Source organism: Sphingomonas sp. Ag1 (genome assembly GCF_000980895.1).
In the GTDB taxonomy this organism is placed as follows: Bacteria; Pseudomonadota; Alphaproteobacteria; order Sphingomonadales; family Sphingomonadaceae; genus Sphingomonas; species Sphingomonas panaciterrae.
Map to the genome: position 1 here is coordinate 39,546 of NZ_LAZX01000092.1, position 16,623 is coordinate 56,168.

The following is a 16,623-nucleotide window of genomic DNA, read 5'->3' on the forward strand; positions in this document are numbered from 1 at the left end:
GTCCGCGCGCCCCGTAACGACCGTCAGGTCCGCCCATGGGCGGACCTGACAGGCGGTTGATCAGATCTCGACCTCGTCGAGCTTCGCCAGTTCGCGATATTTGGTGCGCAGGCTGACCTTGTCGATCTTCTCCGTGCCGAGGCGAGGAAGCGGATCGTCGGCGAGCCAGATGCGCTGCGGCACCTTGAATGCCGCAATATGCTGCGCGAGAAATGCCCATAGATCCTCGATGGCCACCGCGCCCACCTTGCGCAGGTGGACGACCGCGCCGGGCACTTCGCCATATTTCTCGTCCGGCAGCCCGAACACCGCCGCCTCGGCCACGTCGGGATGCTGGTACAGTGCGTCCTCGACCTCCTGGCAGCTGATATTCTCGCCGCCGCGGATGATGATGTCCTTCTTGCGGTCGACGATGAAGAGATAGCCGTCCTCGTCGAGGTAGCCGATGTCGCCAGTGCGGAAATAGCCGTCGGCGGTGAAGGCCGCGGCGGTCGCTTCCGGATTGCCCCAATATTCCTGGAAATTGGCGACCGAGCGGATCGAGATTTCGCCGCGTTCGCCCTGCGGCACCGGCTTGCCGGCATCATCAAGGATCGCGAGGTCGACGAGCGGCAGCGAGGGCCGGCCGGCCGAGTTCGGCTTGGCGAGGTAATTGGTGCGCCAATTGCCGGTGCCGATGCCGTTCGTTTCGGTCAGGCCATAGCCGATCAGCGGCTTGCCCTCCATTTCCTGATCGATCCGCTTGACGTGTTCGACCGGGCGCGGCGCGCCGCCCGCGGCGATGTCCGCGACGCTCGACAGGTCGTATTTGTGCCGGTTCGGGTGGTTGAGCATCTCGAAGCTCATCAGCGGCACGCCGACGAAATAGGTGATCTTTTCCTTTTCGATGAGGCGCATCGCCTCCTCGGCGTCCCACTTGGGCATCAGCACCAGCTTACGCCCGATGGCGAACGACTGGAGGAACACCGGCACTTCCGCCGTCACGTGGAACAGGGGCACGTTGAGCAGCGTCGAGGGCTGAAGATCGCTCGGTGCCGTTCCGTCCTGCGCGCTGATCGCCAGCATCATCAACGCGGAGCCGAGATAGTTGAACACGCCCTGGGTCACCTGGCGATGGGTCGACAAGGCGCCCTTCGACTGGCCGGTCGAGCCGGAGGTGAACAGGATCGTGGCATTATCGTCCGGGCCGATCTCCGGCATCGTCGCATTGCCCGTGCCGCGATCGAGGATCGGCGCGAGCGCCGCATCGATCGGCTGCAGGTCGTCGAACTCCACGACGGGGGCCGACAGGTTCGGCAGCGCCGCGAGACGGCGGCAGCGCGGCGGATCGGCAAATACCAAAGAGCAGCCGACGTCATCGACGCCTGCCTGTAGCTCCTCGGCCTGCCACCAGCCGTTCAGCAAGGTGGCGACGCCGCCCGCGATCAGCACGCCCATGTAGATGATGATCCACGACGGCGAGTTGCGCGCGGCGATGCCGATCCGGTCGCCCTTCTTCACGCCAAAGCCGCTTACCAGCGCGTCGGCCACCTTCTGCGCGCGGCCATAAACGTCGGCATAGGTGAGCCGCTCATCCCCGGCGATCAGGAACTCCGTGCCGGCATGCTGCTGCGCATAATGAGCGAAATAGGCCGGCAGCGTCGGCGGTGCCGCAGCGATGATGGGCAGTGTCTGGCCGAAACGTTCGATCGTGCCGAGCGCAAGCGGACCGCCCTCTCCCGTCAACGCGGCCATGGTCGCGTCCATCTTGAGGTCCAGTTCGGTCTTCATGCGTCTCTCCGCTTGGTCTTGGTCTTGAGGGCCCTTATGCAGACGTGAAGCCAGAGGGAAAAGCCTTGATCCTGCCCATCTTCGCCGCCGCAGCGAGCCATATCCGGTTCGAGGACCTGGGATTGCACCCGGACGTCTTCTCGATCGGGTTTTTCACGCTGCGCTGGTACAGTCTCGCCTACATCGCCGGAATCGTCATCGGCTGGTGGTATCTGCTGAAGCTGCTGGACCAGCCGGGGGCGCCGATGGCGCGCCGGCATGCCGACGACCTGGTGTTCTACGCCACGCTGGGCATCATCCTGGGCGGGCGGATCGGCTACGTCCTGTTCTACGCGCCCGACATGCTGCTGCACCCGCTACGCATCCTGCGATTGTGGGACGGCGGCATGAGCTTCCACGGCGGGGTTATCGGCACCAGCCTGGCCATCATCCTGTTCGCGCGGCGCAATGGGCTGAACTGGCTGCGCATCCACGATTATGTCGCGTGCGTGGTGCCGTTCGGGCTGTTCTTCGGCCGGCTGGCGAATTTCGTGAACGGCGAATTGTGGGGCAAGCCGACCGACGTGCCCTGGGCGATCGTCTTCTCCCGCACCGTGCCGGCGGGTGTGCCCGAGCCGGCGCGCCACCCGAGCCAGCTGTATGAGGCGGGGCTGGAGGGCGTGGCGCTGTTCGCGCTTCTCTTCTTCTTCTTCTGGCGGACCAATGCGCGATACCAGCCGGGCAAGCTGACCGGGCTGTTCCTGCTCGGCTATGGCACGGCGCGCTTCGTGGTCGAATTCTTCCGCGAGCCGGATTCGCAATTTGCCGGCACCTTCTTCGCCACCACCATCCACATGGGGCAGGTGCTGTGCCTGCCGATGATTGCGGGCGGGCTCTACCTGATCCTGACCGCGCCCGGGCGGCGCCAGCGGGTGGAACCGATCGCTGGTGGGCAGAGCGTCGCCTGATCGCGCGGCGCGCGTGGCAGCACCGCGCGCGCTGGCGAAATGATCGGGAAATGGTGGCTGGGATGGCCAGAGGGACGGGGAGCAGCGGGCTGCCCCCGCCCCAAGCGCCGATCAGGCGGTGCGCACCAGCAGCTTGTCGATCCGGCGTCCATCGAGATCGACCACCTCGAAGCGCCAGCCCTGTTCGACGAAGCTTTCGCCCTCGACCGGCAAGTGGCGGAAGATCGCCAGCGCCAGGCCGGCGGCGGTCGCATAATCGCGGTCCTCGGGAAGCTCGATGCCCAGCCGCTCGGCCAGCGTGTCGGCCGAGGTGGTACCCGCGACCAGCAAGGAGCCGTCGTCGCGCTCGACGATGTTGGGCGCCTCACCCGGTTCGGCATCGGATGCAAACTCGCCCGCAATTGCCGCGAGCAGATTGGCCGGGGTCACGATCCCTTCAAAATGGCCATATTCGTCGTGAATCAGCGCCATGGGCACATCAGCGCGGCGCAGCGCGTCGAGCGCGTCCATCGCGTCGATCTGATCGACCACGAACGGTGCCTTTCGCACCAGCTGCTTCAGGTCGAGCGAGTCGCCGCGGGCGAGCGCCGCCGCCACATCGCGCGCCTGGATCACACCGATCACCGCATCGATCGACCCGTCCGCAACGGGCAGGCGGCTGTGCGGCGTCGCCAGCAGCTTCGCGCGGATCGCGGCATCGTCGAGCCCCGAATCGAGCCAGTCGACCTCAGTGCGCGGCGTCATCACCTCGCGCACCGGGCGATCGGCGAGCCGCACCACGCCGGAGATGATCGAGCGTTCATGCTCCTCGATCACGCCCGACTTGCTCGCCTCGGCGACGATCAGGTGCAGTTCCTCCGCCGTGACATGCTCCTCCGATTCGCGGTTCAGCCCCAGCAGGCGGAAGATCAGGATGCTGGACGCATCGAGCACCCAGACGATCGGCTTGGTCAGGACGGCGAGCCACGTCATCGGCAGCGCCAGCCAGCTGGCCACCGGCTCCGGATTGCGCAGCGCGATCTGCTTGGGAACCAATTCGCCAATGATCAGCGAGGCATAGGTCGTAAGCCCGATGACCAGCGCCACCGCGACATTGTTCGCCAATGCCGTCGGCATGCCCAATGCCTCCAGCCTGGCAGCCGTGGGGGTGCCAAGGCTGGCACCCGAATAGGCCCCGGTGCCGATACCGATCAGCGTGATCCCGATCTGCACTGTGGAGAGAAATTTGCCCGGATCGGCGGCCAGCGCCATCGCGGCCCGCGCACCGGGCTTGCCGCTGCGAACCATTGCTTCGAGACGGGCCTTGCGGGACGAAACGATCGCGAGCTCGCTCATCGCGAAGACGCCGTTGAGGGCGACCAGCGCAAGAATGATGAGGACGTCGATCCAGGGGAACGGCGGTAGCATGATGTGGAACTCTCTTGGCGGGATTCGCCGCGCTCCACAACCATTCGCGTCATTTGCAGTTCAGCCCGGATACGGAACAACCCATATCAGCGCCGGGTTTCTGGCGGACACGAATGAAAAGGGGACACGATGATGCGTTTGAAGTCTGCGTTGGTTGGCTTGGTCGTCAGCGGCGCGCTGCTCACCACGGCAGCGTGCACCACCGACCCGGAAACCGGTGAGCGGCGGATCTCGAAGGCGGCGATCGGCGGCATCGGCGGCGCATTGGGCGGCTATCTGCTGGGCGACCTTGTCGGTGGCCGGCGCGACCGGACGGAGAAGATCGTCGGCGCAGGGATCGGCGGCATCGCCGGCGCGGGGATCGGCGCCTATATGGACAAGCAAGAGCGCGATCTGCGCGCCCGCACCGCCGGCACAGACGTGCAGGTGATCCGCCAAGGCGACGATCTGCTGCTGAACATCCCGAGCGGAATCAACTTCGCGTACAATTCGGCCGCGGTGCAGCCGCAGTTCCAGCAGACGCTGGACCGGGTGGCGAGCGTGCTGGGCGAGTACAACCGCACCTATATCGACGTGTACGGCCATACCGATTCGACCGGCAGCGACGCCTATAACCAGGGCCTGTCGGAGCGACGCGCGACGGCCGTTGCCGATTATCTGTCCAGCCATGGCGTGCAGCGCGCGCGCATCGGTATTCGCGGCTTTGGCGAGACCCAGCCGATTGCGACCAACGAGACCGAGGAAGGCCGCGCAGCCAACCGCCGCGTCGAGATCAAGATCGTGCCGATCTCGGAGAACGAGCTGGGTTACCGCCAGTAAGCAGATGCGGACCGCGGTCGCCGGTGCGGCCGCGGTCGTCGCTAGCGACGGGCGACGAAGAAATCGCGCAGCAGGTCACCGGCCTCGCGCGCGCCGATCCCGCCATAGACGTCCGGGCGGTGGTGGCAGGTTGGCTGCGAGAAGAAGCGCGGGCCATATTCGACGGCCCCGCCCTTCGGATCGGATGCGCCATAATAGAGCCGCCTGATCCGGGCATGGGCGATGGCGCCGGCGCACATCGCGCACGGTTCCAGCGTCACCCAGAGATCGCAATCCTCCAGCCGGTCGCGCGCGAGCAGCCGGGCGGCGGCGCGGATGACCTGCATCTCGGCATGGGCGGTCGGATCGTGGAGGCGGCGCGGCGCATTGGCGGCGACCGCGACAATCTGTCCTTCCAGCGTGATCGCCGCGCCGACGGGCACTTCGCCCTCCAGGGCCGCCTCGCGTGCGGCAGCCAGGGCGCTGGCCATGGGATCAGGGAGAGGGAACATCGCCGCCGCTATGCCCCGCCGGCGGGGCTCAGGCCATCGCCGATTACAACGCCAGCGACGGAGTCAGCGCGCCGGGCGAATCATTGCGCCGGCGTGGGCGAGGCACCCGGGCGCTGGACCTCGACCTTGGGCACTTCGATGACCTTCCGTTCGGTACCAACGTCGATCTTGCCAACATCGGCCTTGAATTCAGGTGCCTGCCCGCCCTCGATTCGGGGAAGCTGCGCGGTCTGGGTCTGATCGATATTGATGAAACCCGTCGCCATCCCTGCCAGAATCACGAGTGCGACAATGCCCAGAATGACGAGAATGGCACGCATGATCCTGATCTCCAGTCGTATCGGTGGTGCAACAACGATCAGGTGATCCACTAGGTTGCATGTAGCGATGCTTGACGATTCGGCGGGGTACCGCTAGTGGCGCCGACTTTCCGGGCCAACCCGAAACTCAGGATCTGAACCATGTCGCGCATTTGCGAGCTGACCGGCAAGGGCCGGCAGGTGGGTAACAACGTTTCCCACGCCAACAACAAGACCAAGCGTACCTTCCTGCCGAACCTGCAGAATGTGACGCTGATGTCGGACTCGCTCGAGAAGAGCGTGCGTCTGCGCGTTTCGACTCACGGCCTGCGCTCGGTCGAGCACAATGGCGGTCTCGACAACTGGCTGGTCAAGACCAGCGACGAGAAGCTGTCGCTTCGTGCACGCCGCCTGAAGCGCGACGTGAAGAAGAAGCGCGCTGCCGCGGTTTCCACCGCCGCCTGATCCAGCGGGCAGGAACGCGACCATGGCCTGCCGTCCTTCGGGACGGCGGGCCTTTGGTCGTTCAGGGGAAGCGGCGTTACTTTTCTCGTTCTGATCGCGGCCAGCGCAGTTTCAGCAGATAGGTCGGACGGAGCGCCATCGCGTCATTGTCGGTGACGATCCACACCATCGTCTCGCCCCGTTCCTGCGTGATCGCCAGCCCCTCCGCATTCTCACCCAGCACCGGCGGAGCGAGGGTCGCGGCCGTCTTCCCCGACACCACGGCATTCGGCCGAATGTGGGCGCGGCTGATCCGGACAAGCTTCGCGGTGAAGCGGAACGGATATTGGAAGCGGCGTGTGAGGACGAGCAGGTCGCCATCAGGAAGCTCGGCCGCGTCGCTGGGATCATAGCGATCGGGCGGCTGGAACAGAAAGCGTATTGGCTTCGCCCCAGGCACGGTCGGATCGCCAGTGAACAACAGGCCGTGGCGAGTGCGACGATTGGGCTTTCGCTCCGCAAAGGTGAGGAACGCGCCGTCCCGTAGCCGGACCAGTGATTCGGCGCCAAGGTTCGGCTCCCAGCGGCGCATCGCAGCGGGCGCGCTGTGACGCTCGGCATGGCCATAGCCGGGGGCGTAGCGCCAGATCTGGTTGTGCGTCTCATAGCCGACCCAGGCGCGCCCCGTGCGGGGATCGAGCGTCAGCGATTCGCTGTCGCGATCCCGCCGGTCCCAGCCCACCCTTGGCCCTTGGCGCAGGACGTGACCCCGCGGTTCACGCACCGTGCCACCCCGAAGGGCGAGGGTGACGAGATTGCCGCCATCGCTAAGCAGATGCGCACGCCCATCGCGTAGCGCCAGCGCGGAAAAGCCGCCGAACGCCGGATCGCTGCTCGACAAGGTCAATCCGCCCACGGGCGCCAACGCGCCGATCCGATCCGGCCAGCCACCAGCGGGCACGTACGGGCTGGCGGTGACCGTCGGGCGATCGCGGATCGTCGGCAGCCGCTCTGAACCATCATAGCGTGGCACGACCAGCAGCACCGCAGCGACGGAGAGGAGGAAGGACGTGGAACGGCGCACCGCTGTGCCCATAGGACCAACGTACCTGAACCGTCGATAACGAGCGCATTCAGGGTCGGCTCAATGCGAATCGCGCAAAACCATGGTCATCGGGATGGCATTGGCCTTCCCGGACGGATTTTGAAACGGGAGTCGAACCCATGTTTAAGAAGCTTTCGCTCGCTGGCGCCGCTCTCGCGATGAGCACGGTTGCCCTGATCCCCGCCGAGGCCTCGGCCCAGCGCTGGGGTGGTGATCGTTACGACCGTTATGAGCGTCAGTATCGCGGCTATGACAATTATCGCGGCTATGACAATCGTCGCAACTATCGCGGCTACGATCGCCGCTATCGCAACCAGCGCTGCAACAACGGCACGACCGGCGCCATCGTCGGCGCGATCGCCGGCGGCCTGCTGGGTCGCACGATCGACAGCCGCGGGGACCGCGCGCTGGGCACCGTCCTCGGCGGCGTTGGCGGGGCAGTGGCCGGCAACGCGATCGAGAAGTCGAACAATCCGCGGTACTGCCGCTGACGAAATGGCCGTTTCGGCCTGCGTATCCCTCGCGTAGCGTATTGAGGGCGCGGGTCCGCCTCTCCTTCGGGAGGGCGGGCCCGTTGTTGTATGTGCGGATGGCGGCGCTTGTTCGCCCGCGGCCTGAACGCTATATTCGGCTCATGCTGCACGATCGTGCCACGACCACTACCACCACCCGGGGCATCCGGGGGCGGCCGGTCACGCGCTGATGCGCTGACGGCCTGCTCACCCGGAACGGGTGGGCCGGCGTCCTCCACTTCGTTCCTGCCAGATACCGGACGCTCTTTTCGTCGCGTTCGCGCTCGCCTAAGCGCATCGGCATTGCAGGAAAGCCTCTCATGACCATGCTCTCGATCACGCTTCCGGACGGTTCGGTACGCGAGGTACCGCCGGGATCGACGCCCGCCGACATTGCCGCCGCCATCGGGCCCGGCCTCGCCAAGGCGGCGATCGCCGCGCGCGTTGATGGCGAACTGCGCGACATCAACCGCCCGTTCGAGGGCAGCTCGCACCTCGCGCTGGTGACGAACCGCGATGAGGCGGACGCGCTGGAACTGGCGCGGCACGATTACGCGCACGTCCTGGCCGAAGCGGTGCAGGAGCTGTTCCCCGGCACGCAGATCACGTTCGGCCCGTCGACCGACGATGGTTTCTACTACGATTTCGCCGCGCCGGCGGACCATGGCCCGTTCACGGAAGAGGACCTGCCGCTGATCGAGGAGCGGATGCGCAAGATCATCGCCGCGGACAAGCCGCTGCGCCGCGAGGTGTGGACGCGCGAGCAGCTGATCGAACGCTGGAAGCAGCAAGGCGAGACGTTCAAGGCCGAATGGGCCGCCGAGCTTCCCGAGGACGAGGAGCTGACGGTCTATTGGTCGGGCGGCGACTGGCTGGACATGTGCCGCGGGCCGCACCTTGCCTCCACCGGCAAGCTCGATCCGCAGGCGTTCAAGCTGACGCGCGTGTCGGGCGCTTACTGGCGCGGCGACCAGAAGAACGCGATGCTGAGCCGAATCTATGGCACCGGCTGGCTGAACAAGAAGCAGCTCGATGCGCATCTCCACATGCTGGAGGAAGCGGCGAAGCGCGACCATCGCAAGATCGGGCAGGAGATGGACCTGTTCCACCTCCAGCAGGAGGCGCATGGCAGCGTCTTCTGGCACCCCAAGGGTTATATGATCTGGCGGCAGCTGGAGGCGTATATGCGCCGCCGGCTGGACATGGGCGGCTATGAGGAAGTGAAGACGCCGCAGGTGATGGACGCGCGCCAGTGGGAGCGTTCGGGGCACTGGGGCAAGTATCGCGAGAACATGTTCGTCATCCCCGATGAGGTGCCGAACATCGAGGACGAAGGCGCCCTGGTGTCTGAGGACGCCGACTGGATGGCGCTGAAGCCGATGAACTGCCCGGCGCACGTCCTGATCTTCCGCCAGGGGATCAAGTCGTACCGCGACCTGCCGATCCGCATGGCGGAGTTCGGCTGCTGCCATCGCAACGAGCCGCATGGCGCGCTGCACGGCATCATGCGCGTGCGCCAGTTCACGCAGGACGACGCGCATATCTTCGTGCGCGAGGACCAATTGGTCGAGGAGGTGGCGAAGTTCATCGACCTGCTCGACGCGGTCTACAAGGACCTCGGGTTCGAGAAATATGCCATCAAGCTCGCGCTGCGCCCCGAGAAGCGGTTCGGCAGCGAGGAGATGTGGGACTGGTCCGAACAGTCGCTGCGTGACGCCGTCGCGGCGACGGGACGCAACACGCCGGAATATGGCTGGGAGGAGCTGGAGGGCGAAGGCGCCTTCTACGCGCCCAAGCTGGAATTCCACCTGACCGATGCGATCGGGCGGACGTGGCAGGTCGGCACGATCCAGACCGACACCGTACTGCCCAAGCGGCTTGACGCGAGCTATATCGGCGAGGATGGCGAGCGGCACCGGCCGATCATGCTTCACCGCGCGATCCTGGGCTCGTTCGAGCGTTTCATCGGCATCCTGATCGAGCATCATGCGGGCCGTTTCCCGCTGTGGCTGTCCCCGGTGCAGGCGGTGGTCGCGACGATCGTGTCCGAAGCCGACGATTATGCGCATGTCGTTCGCGACAGGCTGGCCGCCGCCGGGCTGCGCGTCGAGACGGATCTTCGCAACGAGAAGATCAACTACAAGGTGCGCGAGCACAGCCTGGCGAAGGTGCCGGCACTGCTGGTGGTCGGCAAGCGCGAGGCGGAGGAAGGCACCGTTGCCGTCCGCCGGCTGGGCAGCCAAGGACAGGAAATCGTCTCGCTGGACGAGATCGTCGCGCGGCTGGTGAAGGAAGCGACGCCGCCCGATCTGGTGTGATCTAGTGCTGGCCCGCCCGCGCAATCAGCGGGGGCGGGTCCACAGAATGCGGTCGCGCGGCGTATCGGCGACCGGCCGGCGCACCGCCACCGCTGCCTTCGCCACCCACGCCAGCTTCGCGCCCTTCGACGTGGTGACACGGTGATCCCAGGCGTGCGCGCCGCGCTTCGCCACTTCGCGCGCGATATCGCCATAGATGCCGGCCGCCGCCAGCACTGCCCAGCGCGCGCGTGGCGGCAGCTTCGCCGCGCCGACACGGGCGCTGGCCTCATGCAGCGCAGCGCGATCCGCCAAGCGGCGCGCGAGCACCACCAGGCGATCACGGAACGGCGGCTTCATGTGCTGGCCGGGCGGAATGTCCATCTCCGCCAGCCATTCGTCGGGCAAATAGCAGCGGCCGATCCGGTCATCCTCCTCGATATCGCGCGCGATATTGGCGAGCTGGAACGCCAGTCCCAGATCGCACGCGCGGTCCAGGGTATCGTCATCCGCCGGATCGACCCCCATGATCACCGCCATCATGCAGCCGACGGTGCCGGCGACATGGTAGCAATAACGGTACAGATCGTCCTCGCTGCGCGGCCGCCAATCTTCCGCATCGAGCCGGAATCCGGTGACCAGATCATGCGCGAAGCGCGCAGGGAGCCGCGTCTCCGCCGCAACGACGCGCAGTGCATCGAACGGCATGTCGCCGACGCTGCGACCGGCAAGCGCCGCCGTGGTCTTTTCCGCGATGATCGCGACGCGCGCCTCGGCATCGTCGACGGTGGTGGCGTTGTGGCCGTGATCCTGCCCGTCGACGATATCGTCGCAGGCGCGGCACCAGGCGTAGAGCAGCCACGCGCGTTCCCGCGTTTCGGGATCGAAGAGGTGGCTGGCCAGCGCAAAGCTCTTCGACCCCCGCGCGATCGATTCGCGCGCCGCCGCCACCAGCGCGGCGCGATCGGAAGCCGGAGCGGCCATGCTCAGATCACCTGCGCGAAGGGCATCGCACCGCTCAAAGATCGTCCGCGGTCATACGCACGATCGGCTGGCTCGGCTGATGCGCGGCCATGCGGTCGAGCAACACGTCCAGCGTATCGGCGATGATCAGCAGATCCTCATGCTGTGGGCGGAGGAAGCCGACCTCGCTCATCTTGTGCCAGAAGGCGATAAGGTGGTCGTAATAGCCGGCGGCGTTGAGCAGGCCGACCGGATCCTCATGGTAGCCGATCTGCGCCCAGCTGAGCGCTTCCCACAGTTCGTCCATCGTGCCGGTACCGCCGGGCAGCGTCACGAACCCGTCCGCCAGATCGGTGAACGCGCGCTTGCGATCGTGCATCCCCTCGACCACGTGAAGCTCGGTCAGGCCGCGATGCGCGACCTCTGCCGTCACCAATGCCTGCGGGATGATGCCGATCACCTCGCCGCCGGCGGCCAGCGCGCCATCGGCCACCGCGCCCATCAGCCCCAGACGGCCGCCGCCATAGACGACGCCGATGCCCCGTTCGGCCAGGGTGCGGCCGACATCCCACGCCAGTTCCATATATTGCGGATCGCGCGGGGTCGCCGATCCACAGTAAACCGCCAGACGCTTCATCACTTACCCTTCCCTACTACGGAAGGGATCACACCGACTGTCACCTTCTTACTCCCTCAAGCATCAGTGCCGCCGTCGCCTTTGCACTGCCGACCACGCCGGGGATGCCGGCGCCCGGGTGCGTGCCGGCACCGACGAAATACAAGTTCGAAATCGTATCGTCGCGATTATGGACGCGGAAATAGGCGCTTTGCGTCAGCACCGGCTCCAGGCTGAAGGCGCTGCCGAGATGCGCATTGAGATCGCGCGAGAAATCGGCCGGCGTGTAGCTGAACTTGGTGATGATCCGATCGTGGATGTCTGGGATCAGGCGGCGGCCGACCTCATCCAGGATCCGCTTCTCCAGGATCGGCGCGACACGGTCCCAATCCTCCGGGAACTTGCCCTGATGCGGCACGGGGGCAAGCGCGTAGAAGGTCGAGCAGCCCTCCGGCGCCAAGCTGGGATCGGTGACGGTCGGATGGTGCAGGTAGAGCGAGAAATCCTCGCTCAGCACGCCATGATCGTAGATGTCCGCCAGCAGCCCCTTATAGCGCGGGCCGAACAGGATCATGTGGTGCGGGATGCCCGGCCACGTGCCCTTGATCCCGAAATGGACGACGAACAGTGAGGGCGAGTATTTCTTACGCTCCAGCCGCGCTGCCGTGCGCGCCGCGGATCGCGAGGTGCCCAGGAGATCGCGATAGGTGTGGACAATGTCGCCGTTGGAGGCGACCATGTCGGCCTCCTGCCGCCAGCCGCTCTGCGTGCGTACCGCCGTGACGCGGTCGCCCAGCGTCTCGATCTCCGCCACCGGATCGTTCAGCCGGATGGTGCCGCCGAGCCGCTCGAACAGGGTCACCATGCCGGCGACCAGCCGGTTGGTGCCGCCCTGCGCGAACCACACGCCGCCATCGCGCTCCAGCTTGTGGATCAGCGCATAGATCGCGCTGGTCGTCATCGGATTGCCGCCGACGAGGAGCGTGTGGAAGGACAATGCCTCGCGCAGCTTCTCGTTCTTCACGAACGAGGACACCATCGAATAGACCGAACGCCACGCCTGGTATTTCGCCAGCGCCGGCGCCGCCTTGATCATCGAGGCGAAGTCGAGAAACGCGACATGGCCGAGCTTCTCATACCCCTCGCGATAGACGCCGGCGGAATATTCGAGGAAGCGGGCGTATCCAGCGACGTCATCGGGATCGAGCCGCGCGATCTCCCCACGCAGCAAGGTGTCGTCGTTGGTGTAATCGAAATTGGTGCCGTCGGGCCAGTTGAGCCGGTAGAAGGGCTTCACCGGCTCCAGCGTCACATCGCGCGCCATGTCCTGGCCGGTGAGCGCCCACAGTTCCGACAGGCACGCGGGGTCAGTGATGACCGTCGGGCCAGCGTCAAAGGTGAAGCCGTCGCGCTGCCAGACGTAGGCGCGGCCACCGGGCTTGTCGCGCGCCTCGACGATGGTTGTCTCGACGCCCGCCGACTGGAGACGAATGGCAAGCGCCAGCCCGCCGAAGCCGGCACCAATGACGATCGCGCGCATCAATTCGCCTTTCGGATGACGCGCAGCGCGCGGAAAAGAGGTACGGGGGGCTTGCCCGACAATACGCGTAGCTTGTCCTTGCCGGTCGAGCGCGCGGCGTAGAAGCGCGCGATCAGATTCGGGTGCAGCCGGTAGAATCGCTCCAGCACCTTGTACCGAGCGTCCGGCTCCGCCGCGCGGAACAGCATGGCGTCGAGCATGCGGTAGAAGCGCCGCTCGTTCCAGCGCGCCTGGGCATAATCATGGGTCAAGTCGTGCAGCCCTTCGCCACTTAGATCCGTTGCCTCTGCGATGCGGATGGCGAGCCGCACCGCATCCGGCAGGGAGTAACCCGTGGTGGGATGAAAAAGTCCCGCGCGCGCGCCTGCCTTCGCCACTTTCGCGCCGCCCCAGCGCCAATAGGCCTCGAAATCGCCGCCGATGACGACCGGCAGCGCGCCCTTTTCCTCGCGCCCGGCGGGAGTCGCCGCCCAGCCCTTTGCCTCGGCATAGACATCGATCCGACGATTGAGCGCGCCGACGTTCAGCGTCGCGCTGTCGCTGTAATAGGTGTCCTCGACGAACAATTGAGTGGGTGAAAAGGGCAGCAGATAGACGAAGCGATAGCCGTCATATTGGGCGATGGTCGCGTCCATCACCATCGGATGCGCGACGCCATGCCCGGCGGGGGTGTCGAGTAACCGCCCGACGAACTTCTGCCAGCCGACCTCCAGCATCGACAGGTCACCCGGGCCGCGCGCGTCGATCACGCCCTTTGCCTCGATCCGCTCCCCATCGGCGAGGACAACGGCGGTCGGGCTGCAGGCCAGCACCTTGCAGCCGGTCATGATCGACCCGGTGGGAAGCGCCTTGCGCACGACCTGGTCGAGCCGTTCGGACTCGATCGAATAATAAGGCTGGTTGATGGTGCGGCGATGCGCCGGGAAAGCGACGTCATAGCTCGGCCAAGCATGACAGACGAGCGGCGTCAGCAGCCAGCGATCCTCGCGCGAAACGTCGGCGTCGAAGAAGGACCAGAGGTGATTGCCCCCCAGCACGTCACCCGCCTCGACAATGCGGATCGAAAGATCCGGGCGCCGCGCCGCCAGTGCCAGCGCGATGAGCCCGCCCGCCAGCCCGCCGCCGACAATGGCGAGATCGCATTCATGGGTAACCGGCATAGCGCCCGCGTAGCGGATCGCCGCCAAAACCGGAAGCGGGGATCACCCGATTGCCCTTGTGTGCAGCCAACGCCACCTGTCGCGGCGCGGGAGCGGGCATGATCGCTTTCCCCACATCACCGGAGGCCGTACAAGCGGAGCCATGTCGATCGTGCTGGCCATCATCCTTTCCGCCGTGGCGATGACGTTGATCGTCGGCGTGCGATACCTGATCACCAGCGGCGCCTTCGCCATGGCGACGCGCGCGAGGCATCCGGCGCTGTATGCCGGGCTCGATCCGCAGATCCGGCGCGAGATCTGGTGGAGCCTCGCCTCCGCCGCGATCTATGGCGTGCCGGCAGGGATCGTGGCGTGGGGCTGGCAGAACCGTGGCTGGACGCAGATCTACGAGGACGTCCACGCCTATCCTCTGTGGTACCTGCCGCTGTCGGTGATGCTGTACCTCTTCGCGCATGACACCTGGTTCTACTGGACGCATCGCTGGATGCACGAGCCGCGCGCGTTCCGCATCGCGCATGCCGTCCACCACGCCAGCCGCCCGCCGACCGCCTGGGCGGCGATGGCGTTTCACCCGATCGAGGCGCTGACCGGCGCTGTGGTAATTCCGCTACTCGTCTTCCTCATTCCGATCCACGTCGGTGCGCTTGGACTGGTCCTGACCATCATGACAGTTATGGGTGTCACCAATCACATGGGTTGGGAGATTTTCCCGCGGTTCATGTGGAAAGGCCCAGTGGGGGCATGGCTGATTACCGCCAGCCATCACCAGCGGCATCATGAGCGTTACGGGTGTAATTATGGTTTGTATTTCCGCTTCTGGGACCGGCTGTGTGGCACCGACGACGGGCTCGGCGATTTCACGCGCAGCCACGAGCGGAGCCGGGCGCGCGCTGCTGCTGGCGCTCGGGGCGGGGATGCTGATCGGGGCGGCGCCGATCGCACGGCTTGATGTCGGGTTCGATGCCGTCCGGTCGAACAAGGGGATGCTGCGCATCTGCCTGAGCGGCGATCCCGCCAATTTCCCCGATTGCGTCGATGATACGAACGCCACTACCCGTTCGGTGTCCGCCGCTATCCGGAAGGTCCGCTTCGAAGGACTGCCCTATGGCGACTATGCCGTTGCGGTTATCCATGACGAGAATGGCAATGCCAAGCTGGACACGTTCGCCGGCATCCCGCGCGAAGGGTTTGGCTTCTCGCGCAATCCGCCGATCCGCTTCGGCCCGCCCAAGTTCGACGCCGCGCGTTTCAGCATCAAGGATGATGCGGAAAAGCAACAGGTGAAGATGCGTTACATTCTGTAAACGGGCGCGCCGGAGCCAAATCGCGAGGCGAGTGTTACGGTGCGGACCATTAGGGGACGTTTTCCGTGACCGCCAAATGCCTGTTCGGCCTCGCTGCCGCTCTTTCCATGTTCCCGACCATCGCTGCCGCGCAGGACAGCGCACCCGCCGCGGACCCCGCTGCCGCGCTCGCCGATCGTGCAGGGGGCGATGCGATCACCGTCGGTCTCGGCGCCGGCTACATGCCGGATTACGAAGGCTCCAACGATTATCAGTTCACCCCCGTCCCCGGCGTGATCGGGACGGTGAGCGGCATCAATTTCCAGGTGCTGGGCAATCGCGCCAACGCCGATCTGATCCCGAGCCAGCCCGGCCCCAGCTGGGACTTTCAGGCCGGACCCATCGGCGTTTTGAACTTCATGCGCACCAAGCGGTCGAGCATCGATGACCCGCGCGTCCGCGCGCTGGGCACGCGCGCCACGGCGCTTGAGCTCGGCGGGTTCGTCGGCGTTGGCAAGACGGGCGTCATCACCAGCCCGTACGACAAGATTTCGCTGTCGGTCAGTTACCGCCACGACGTCACCGGCGTGCACAAGAGCGGCATCTGGCAGCCGACGATCAACTATTTCACGCCGCTGTCGACCAGGGCGGCGGTGGCGCTGTTCGGGTCGGCCGAGCGGGTAGAGACCAAATATCTCAGCACCTATTTCGACGTGGCGCCGAGCCAGGTGGCGGCGAGCGGCCTTCCCGCCTTCCGTGGTCGCGGCGGCTGGAAGAGCTGGACCGTCGGCGCGGTCGGCACCCATTCCATCACCGGCGACTTGCTGAGCGGATTCAAGGTGGTAGGCGGCGTGACCTATCGCAAGCTGATCAACGATGTGGGTGACAGTCCGATCGTCAGCATCGCGGGTTCGCGCAATCAATGGCTGGGCGTGCTGGGACTGGCCTACACGTTCTAAAACTTGCCTGA

The 16,623-nt window shown here is 65.8% G+C and carries 17 protein-coding genes; 8 read left to right on the plus strand and 9 right to left on the minus strand.

The window, feature by feature from the left end; translation table 11 throughout:
• Window positions 1–60 precede the first annotated feature (60 nt).
• Window positions 61–1,770 (minus strand): class I adenylate-forming enzyme family protein, encoded by a 1,710-nt coding sequence (locus XM50_RS10925; RefSeq protein ID WP_046409386.1) that lies wholly within the window; start codon window positions 1,768–1,770, stop codon window positions 61–63.
• Window positions 1,771–1,835: 65 nt separating this feature from the next.
• On the opposite strand from XM50_RS10925, the gene lgt reads away from it, so the two are divergent.
• A complete protein-coding gene (gene lgt, locus XM50_RS10930) occupies window positions 1,836–2,717 on the plus strand; it encodes a prolipoprotein diacylglyceryl transferase (protein WP_046409388.1) in 882 nt (293 codons plus the stop codon).
• Between the two features lie 111 nt (window positions 2,718–2,828).
• Here lgt and XM50_RS10935 read toward each other — a convergent pair whose 3' ends face one another.
• On the minus strand, window positions 2,829–4,124 hold the full coding sequence (locus tag XM50_RS10935; protein ID WP_046409390.1) for a hemolysin family protein: 1,296 nt from the start codon (window positions 4,122–4,124) through the stop codon (window positions 2,829–2,831).
• A 132-nt stretch (window positions 4,125–4,256) separates the two neighbouring features.
• Between XM50_RS10935 and XM50_RS10940 the strand changes: the two genes are divergently transcribed.
• Window positions 4,257–4,943 (plus strand): OmpA family protein, encoded by a 687-nt coding sequence (locus XM50_RS10940; protein ID WP_046409392.1) that lies wholly within the window; start codon window positions 4,257–4,259, stop codon window positions 4,941–4,943.
• A gap of 41 nt (window positions 4,944–4,984) precedes the next feature.
• Here XM50_RS10940 and XM50_RS10945 read toward each other — a convergent pair whose 3' ends face one another.
• Window positions 4,985–5,413, minus strand: a complete 429-nt coding sequence (locus XM50_RS10945; protein ID WP_046409394.1) for a nucleoside deaminase — start codon at window positions 5,411–5,413, stop codon at window positions 4,985–4,987.
• 101 nt (window positions 5,414–5,514) lie between these two features.
• On the minus strand, window positions 5,515–5,805 hold the full coding sequence (locus XM50_RS10950) for a hypothetical protein (RefSeq protein ID WP_231621945.1): 291 nt from the start codon (window positions 5,803–5,805) through the stop codon (window positions 5,515–5,517).
• 90 nt (window positions 5,806–5,895) lie between these two features.
• Between XM50_RS10950 and rpmB the strand changes: the two genes are divergently transcribed.
• On the plus strand, window positions 5,896–6,198 hold the full coding sequence (gene rpmB, locus XM50_RS10955) for a 50S ribosomal protein L28 (RefSeq protein WP_046409398.1): 303 nt from the start codon (window positions 5,896–5,898) through the stop codon (window positions 6,196–6,198).
• Between the two features lie 76 nt (window positions 6,199–6,274).
• Here the strand turns inward: rpmB and XM50_RS10960 are convergent, their stop codons facing one another.
• Entirely contained in the window at window positions 6,275–7,261 is a 987-nt protein-coding gene (locus XM50_RS10960) for an esterase-like activity of phytase family protein (protein ID WP_197075513.1), read from the minus strand.
• Between the two features lie 140 nt (window positions 7,262–7,401).
• Here XM50_RS10960 and XM50_RS10965 point away from each other — a divergent pair, with 140 nt between their 5' ends.
• Together XM50_RS10965 and thrS are read left to right on the plus strand one after the other, a co-directional pair.
• Complete coding sequence (locus tag XM50_RS10965; protein ID WP_046409402.1) at window positions 7,402–7,773, plus strand: glycine zipper 2TM domain-containing protein; 372 nt, start codon at window positions 7,402–7,404, stop codon at window positions 7,771–7,773.
• Window positions 7,774–8,120: 347 nt separating this feature from the next.
• Window positions 8,121–10,112, plus strand: coding sequence for a threonine--tRNA ligase (gene thrS, locus XM50_RS10970; protein ID WP_046409638.1), 1,992 nt, complete (start codon window positions 8,121–8,123; stop codon window positions 10,110–10,112).
• A 24-nt stretch (window positions 10,113–10,136) separates the two neighbouring features.
• Here the strand turns inward: thrS and XM50_RS10975 are convergent, their stop codons facing one another.
• The 4 genes from XM50_RS10975 to crtY are packed head-to-tail and all read right to left on the minus strand — an operon-like array spanning window position 10,137 to window position 14,370.
• A complete protein-coding gene (locus XM50_RS10975) occupies window positions 10,137–11,075 on the minus strand; it encodes a phytoene/squalene synthase family protein (RefSeq protein WP_046409404.1) in 939 nt (312 codons plus the stop codon).
• Between the two features lie 34 nt (window positions 11,076–11,109).
• Window positions 11,110–11,691 (minus strand): TIGR00730 family Rossman fold protein, encoded by a 582-nt coding sequence (locus XM50_RS10980; RefSeq protein WP_046409405.1) that lies wholly within the window; start codon window positions 11,689–11,691, stop codon window positions 11,110–11,112.
• A gap of 40 nt (window positions 11,692–11,731) precedes the next feature.
• Window positions 11,732–13,210: a phytoene desaturase gene (locus XM50_RS10985; RefSeq protein WP_046409407.1), complete on the minus strand. Its 1,479-nt coding sequence runs from the start codon at window positions 13,208–13,210 to the stop codon at window positions 11,732–11,734.
• Window positions 13,210–14,370 (minus strand): lycopene beta-cyclase CrtY, encoded by a 1,161-nt coding sequence (gene crtY, locus XM50_RS10990; RefSeq protein ID WP_046409640.1) that lies wholly within the window; start codon window positions 14,368–14,370, stop codon window positions 13,210–13,212. The genes XM50_RS10985 and crtY overlap by 1 nt, the downstream gene beginning before the upstream one ends.
• A 142-nt stretch (window positions 14,371–14,512) precedes the next feature.
• On the opposite strand from crtY, the gene XM50_RS10995 reads away from it, so the two are divergent.
• The 3 genes from XM50_RS10995 (at window position 14,513) to XM50_RS11005 (ending at window position 16,612) form a co-directional block, all read left to right on the plus strand.
• Window positions 14,513–15,319: a sterol desaturase family protein gene (locus XM50_RS10995; RefSeq protein WP_046409409.1), complete on the plus strand. Its 807-nt coding sequence runs from the start codon at window positions 14,513–14,515 to the stop codon at window positions 15,317–15,319.
• Window positions 15,285–15,674: a DUF2141 domain-containing protein gene (locus XM50_RS11000; RefSeq protein WP_046409642.1), complete on the plus strand. Its 390-nt coding sequence runs from the start codon at window positions 15,285–15,287 to the stop codon at window positions 15,672–15,674. The genes XM50_RS10995 and XM50_RS11000 overlap by 35 nt, the downstream gene beginning before the upstream one ends.
• A 65-nt stretch (window positions 15,675–15,739) precedes the next feature.
• Window positions 15,740–16,612 carry a MipA/OmpV family protein gene (locus XM50_RS11005; RefSeq protein WP_052742548.1) on the plus strand — a complete coding sequence of 291 codons (873 nt, stop codon included), beginning with the start codon at window positions 15,740–15,742 and terminating at the stop codon, window positions 16,610–16,612.
• The last annotated feature ends 11 nt before the right edge of the window (window positions 16,613–16,623 follow it).

Coding starts and splice junctions, on each gene's coding strand:
- XM50_RS10965 (WP_046409402.1), top strand. CDS start 7,402: ATGTTTAAGAAGCTTTCGCTCGCTGGCGCCGCTCTCGCGATGAGCACG.
- XM50_RS10980 (WP_046409405.1), bottom strand. CDS start 11,691: ATGAAGCGTCTGGCGGTTTACTGTGGATCGGCGACCCCGCGCGATCCG.
- XM50_RS10995 (WP_046409409.1), top strand. CDS start 14,513: ATGTCGATCGTGCTGGCCATCATCCTTTCCGCCGTGGCGATGACGTTG.
- XM50_RS10935 (WP_046409390.1), bottom strand. CDS start 4,124: ATGCTACCGCCGTTCCCCTGGATCGACGTCCTCATCATTCTTGCGCTG.
- XM50_RS10945 (WP_046409394.1), bottom strand. CDS start 5,413: ATGGCCAGCGCCCTGGCTGCCGCACGCGAGGCGGCCCTGGAGGGCGAA.
- XM50_RS10925 (WP_046409386.1), bottom strand. CDS start 1,770: ATGAAGACCGAACTGGACCTCAAGATGGACGCGACCATGGCCGCGTTG.
- XM50_RS10985 (WP_046409407.1), bottom strand. CDS start 13,210: ATGCGCGCGATCGTCATTGGTGCCGGCTTCGGCGGGCTGGCGCTTGCC.
- crtY (WP_046409640.1), bottom strand. CDS start 14,370: ATGCCGGTTACCCATGAATGCGATCTCGCCATTGTCGGCGGCGGGCTG.
- rpmB (WP_046409398.1), top strand. CDS start 5,896: ATGTCGCGCATTTGCGAGCTGACCGGCAAGGGCCGGCAGGTGGGTAAC.
- XM50_RS10940 (WP_046409392.1), top strand. CDS start 4,257: ATGCGTTTGAAGTCTGCGTTGGTTGGCTTGGTCGTCAGCGGCGCGCTG.
- XM50_RS10975 (WP_046409404.1), bottom strand. CDS start 11,075: ATGGCCGCTCCGGCTTCCGATCGCGCCGCGCTGGTGGCGGCGGCGCGC.
- thrS (WP_046409638.1), top strand. CDS start 8,121: ATGCTCTCGATCACGCTTCCGGACGGTTCGGTACGCGAGGTACCGCCG.
- XM50_RS11000 (WP_046409642.1), top strand. CDS start 15,285: ATGCTGATCGGGGCGGCGCCGATCGCACGGCTTGATGTCGGGTTCGAT.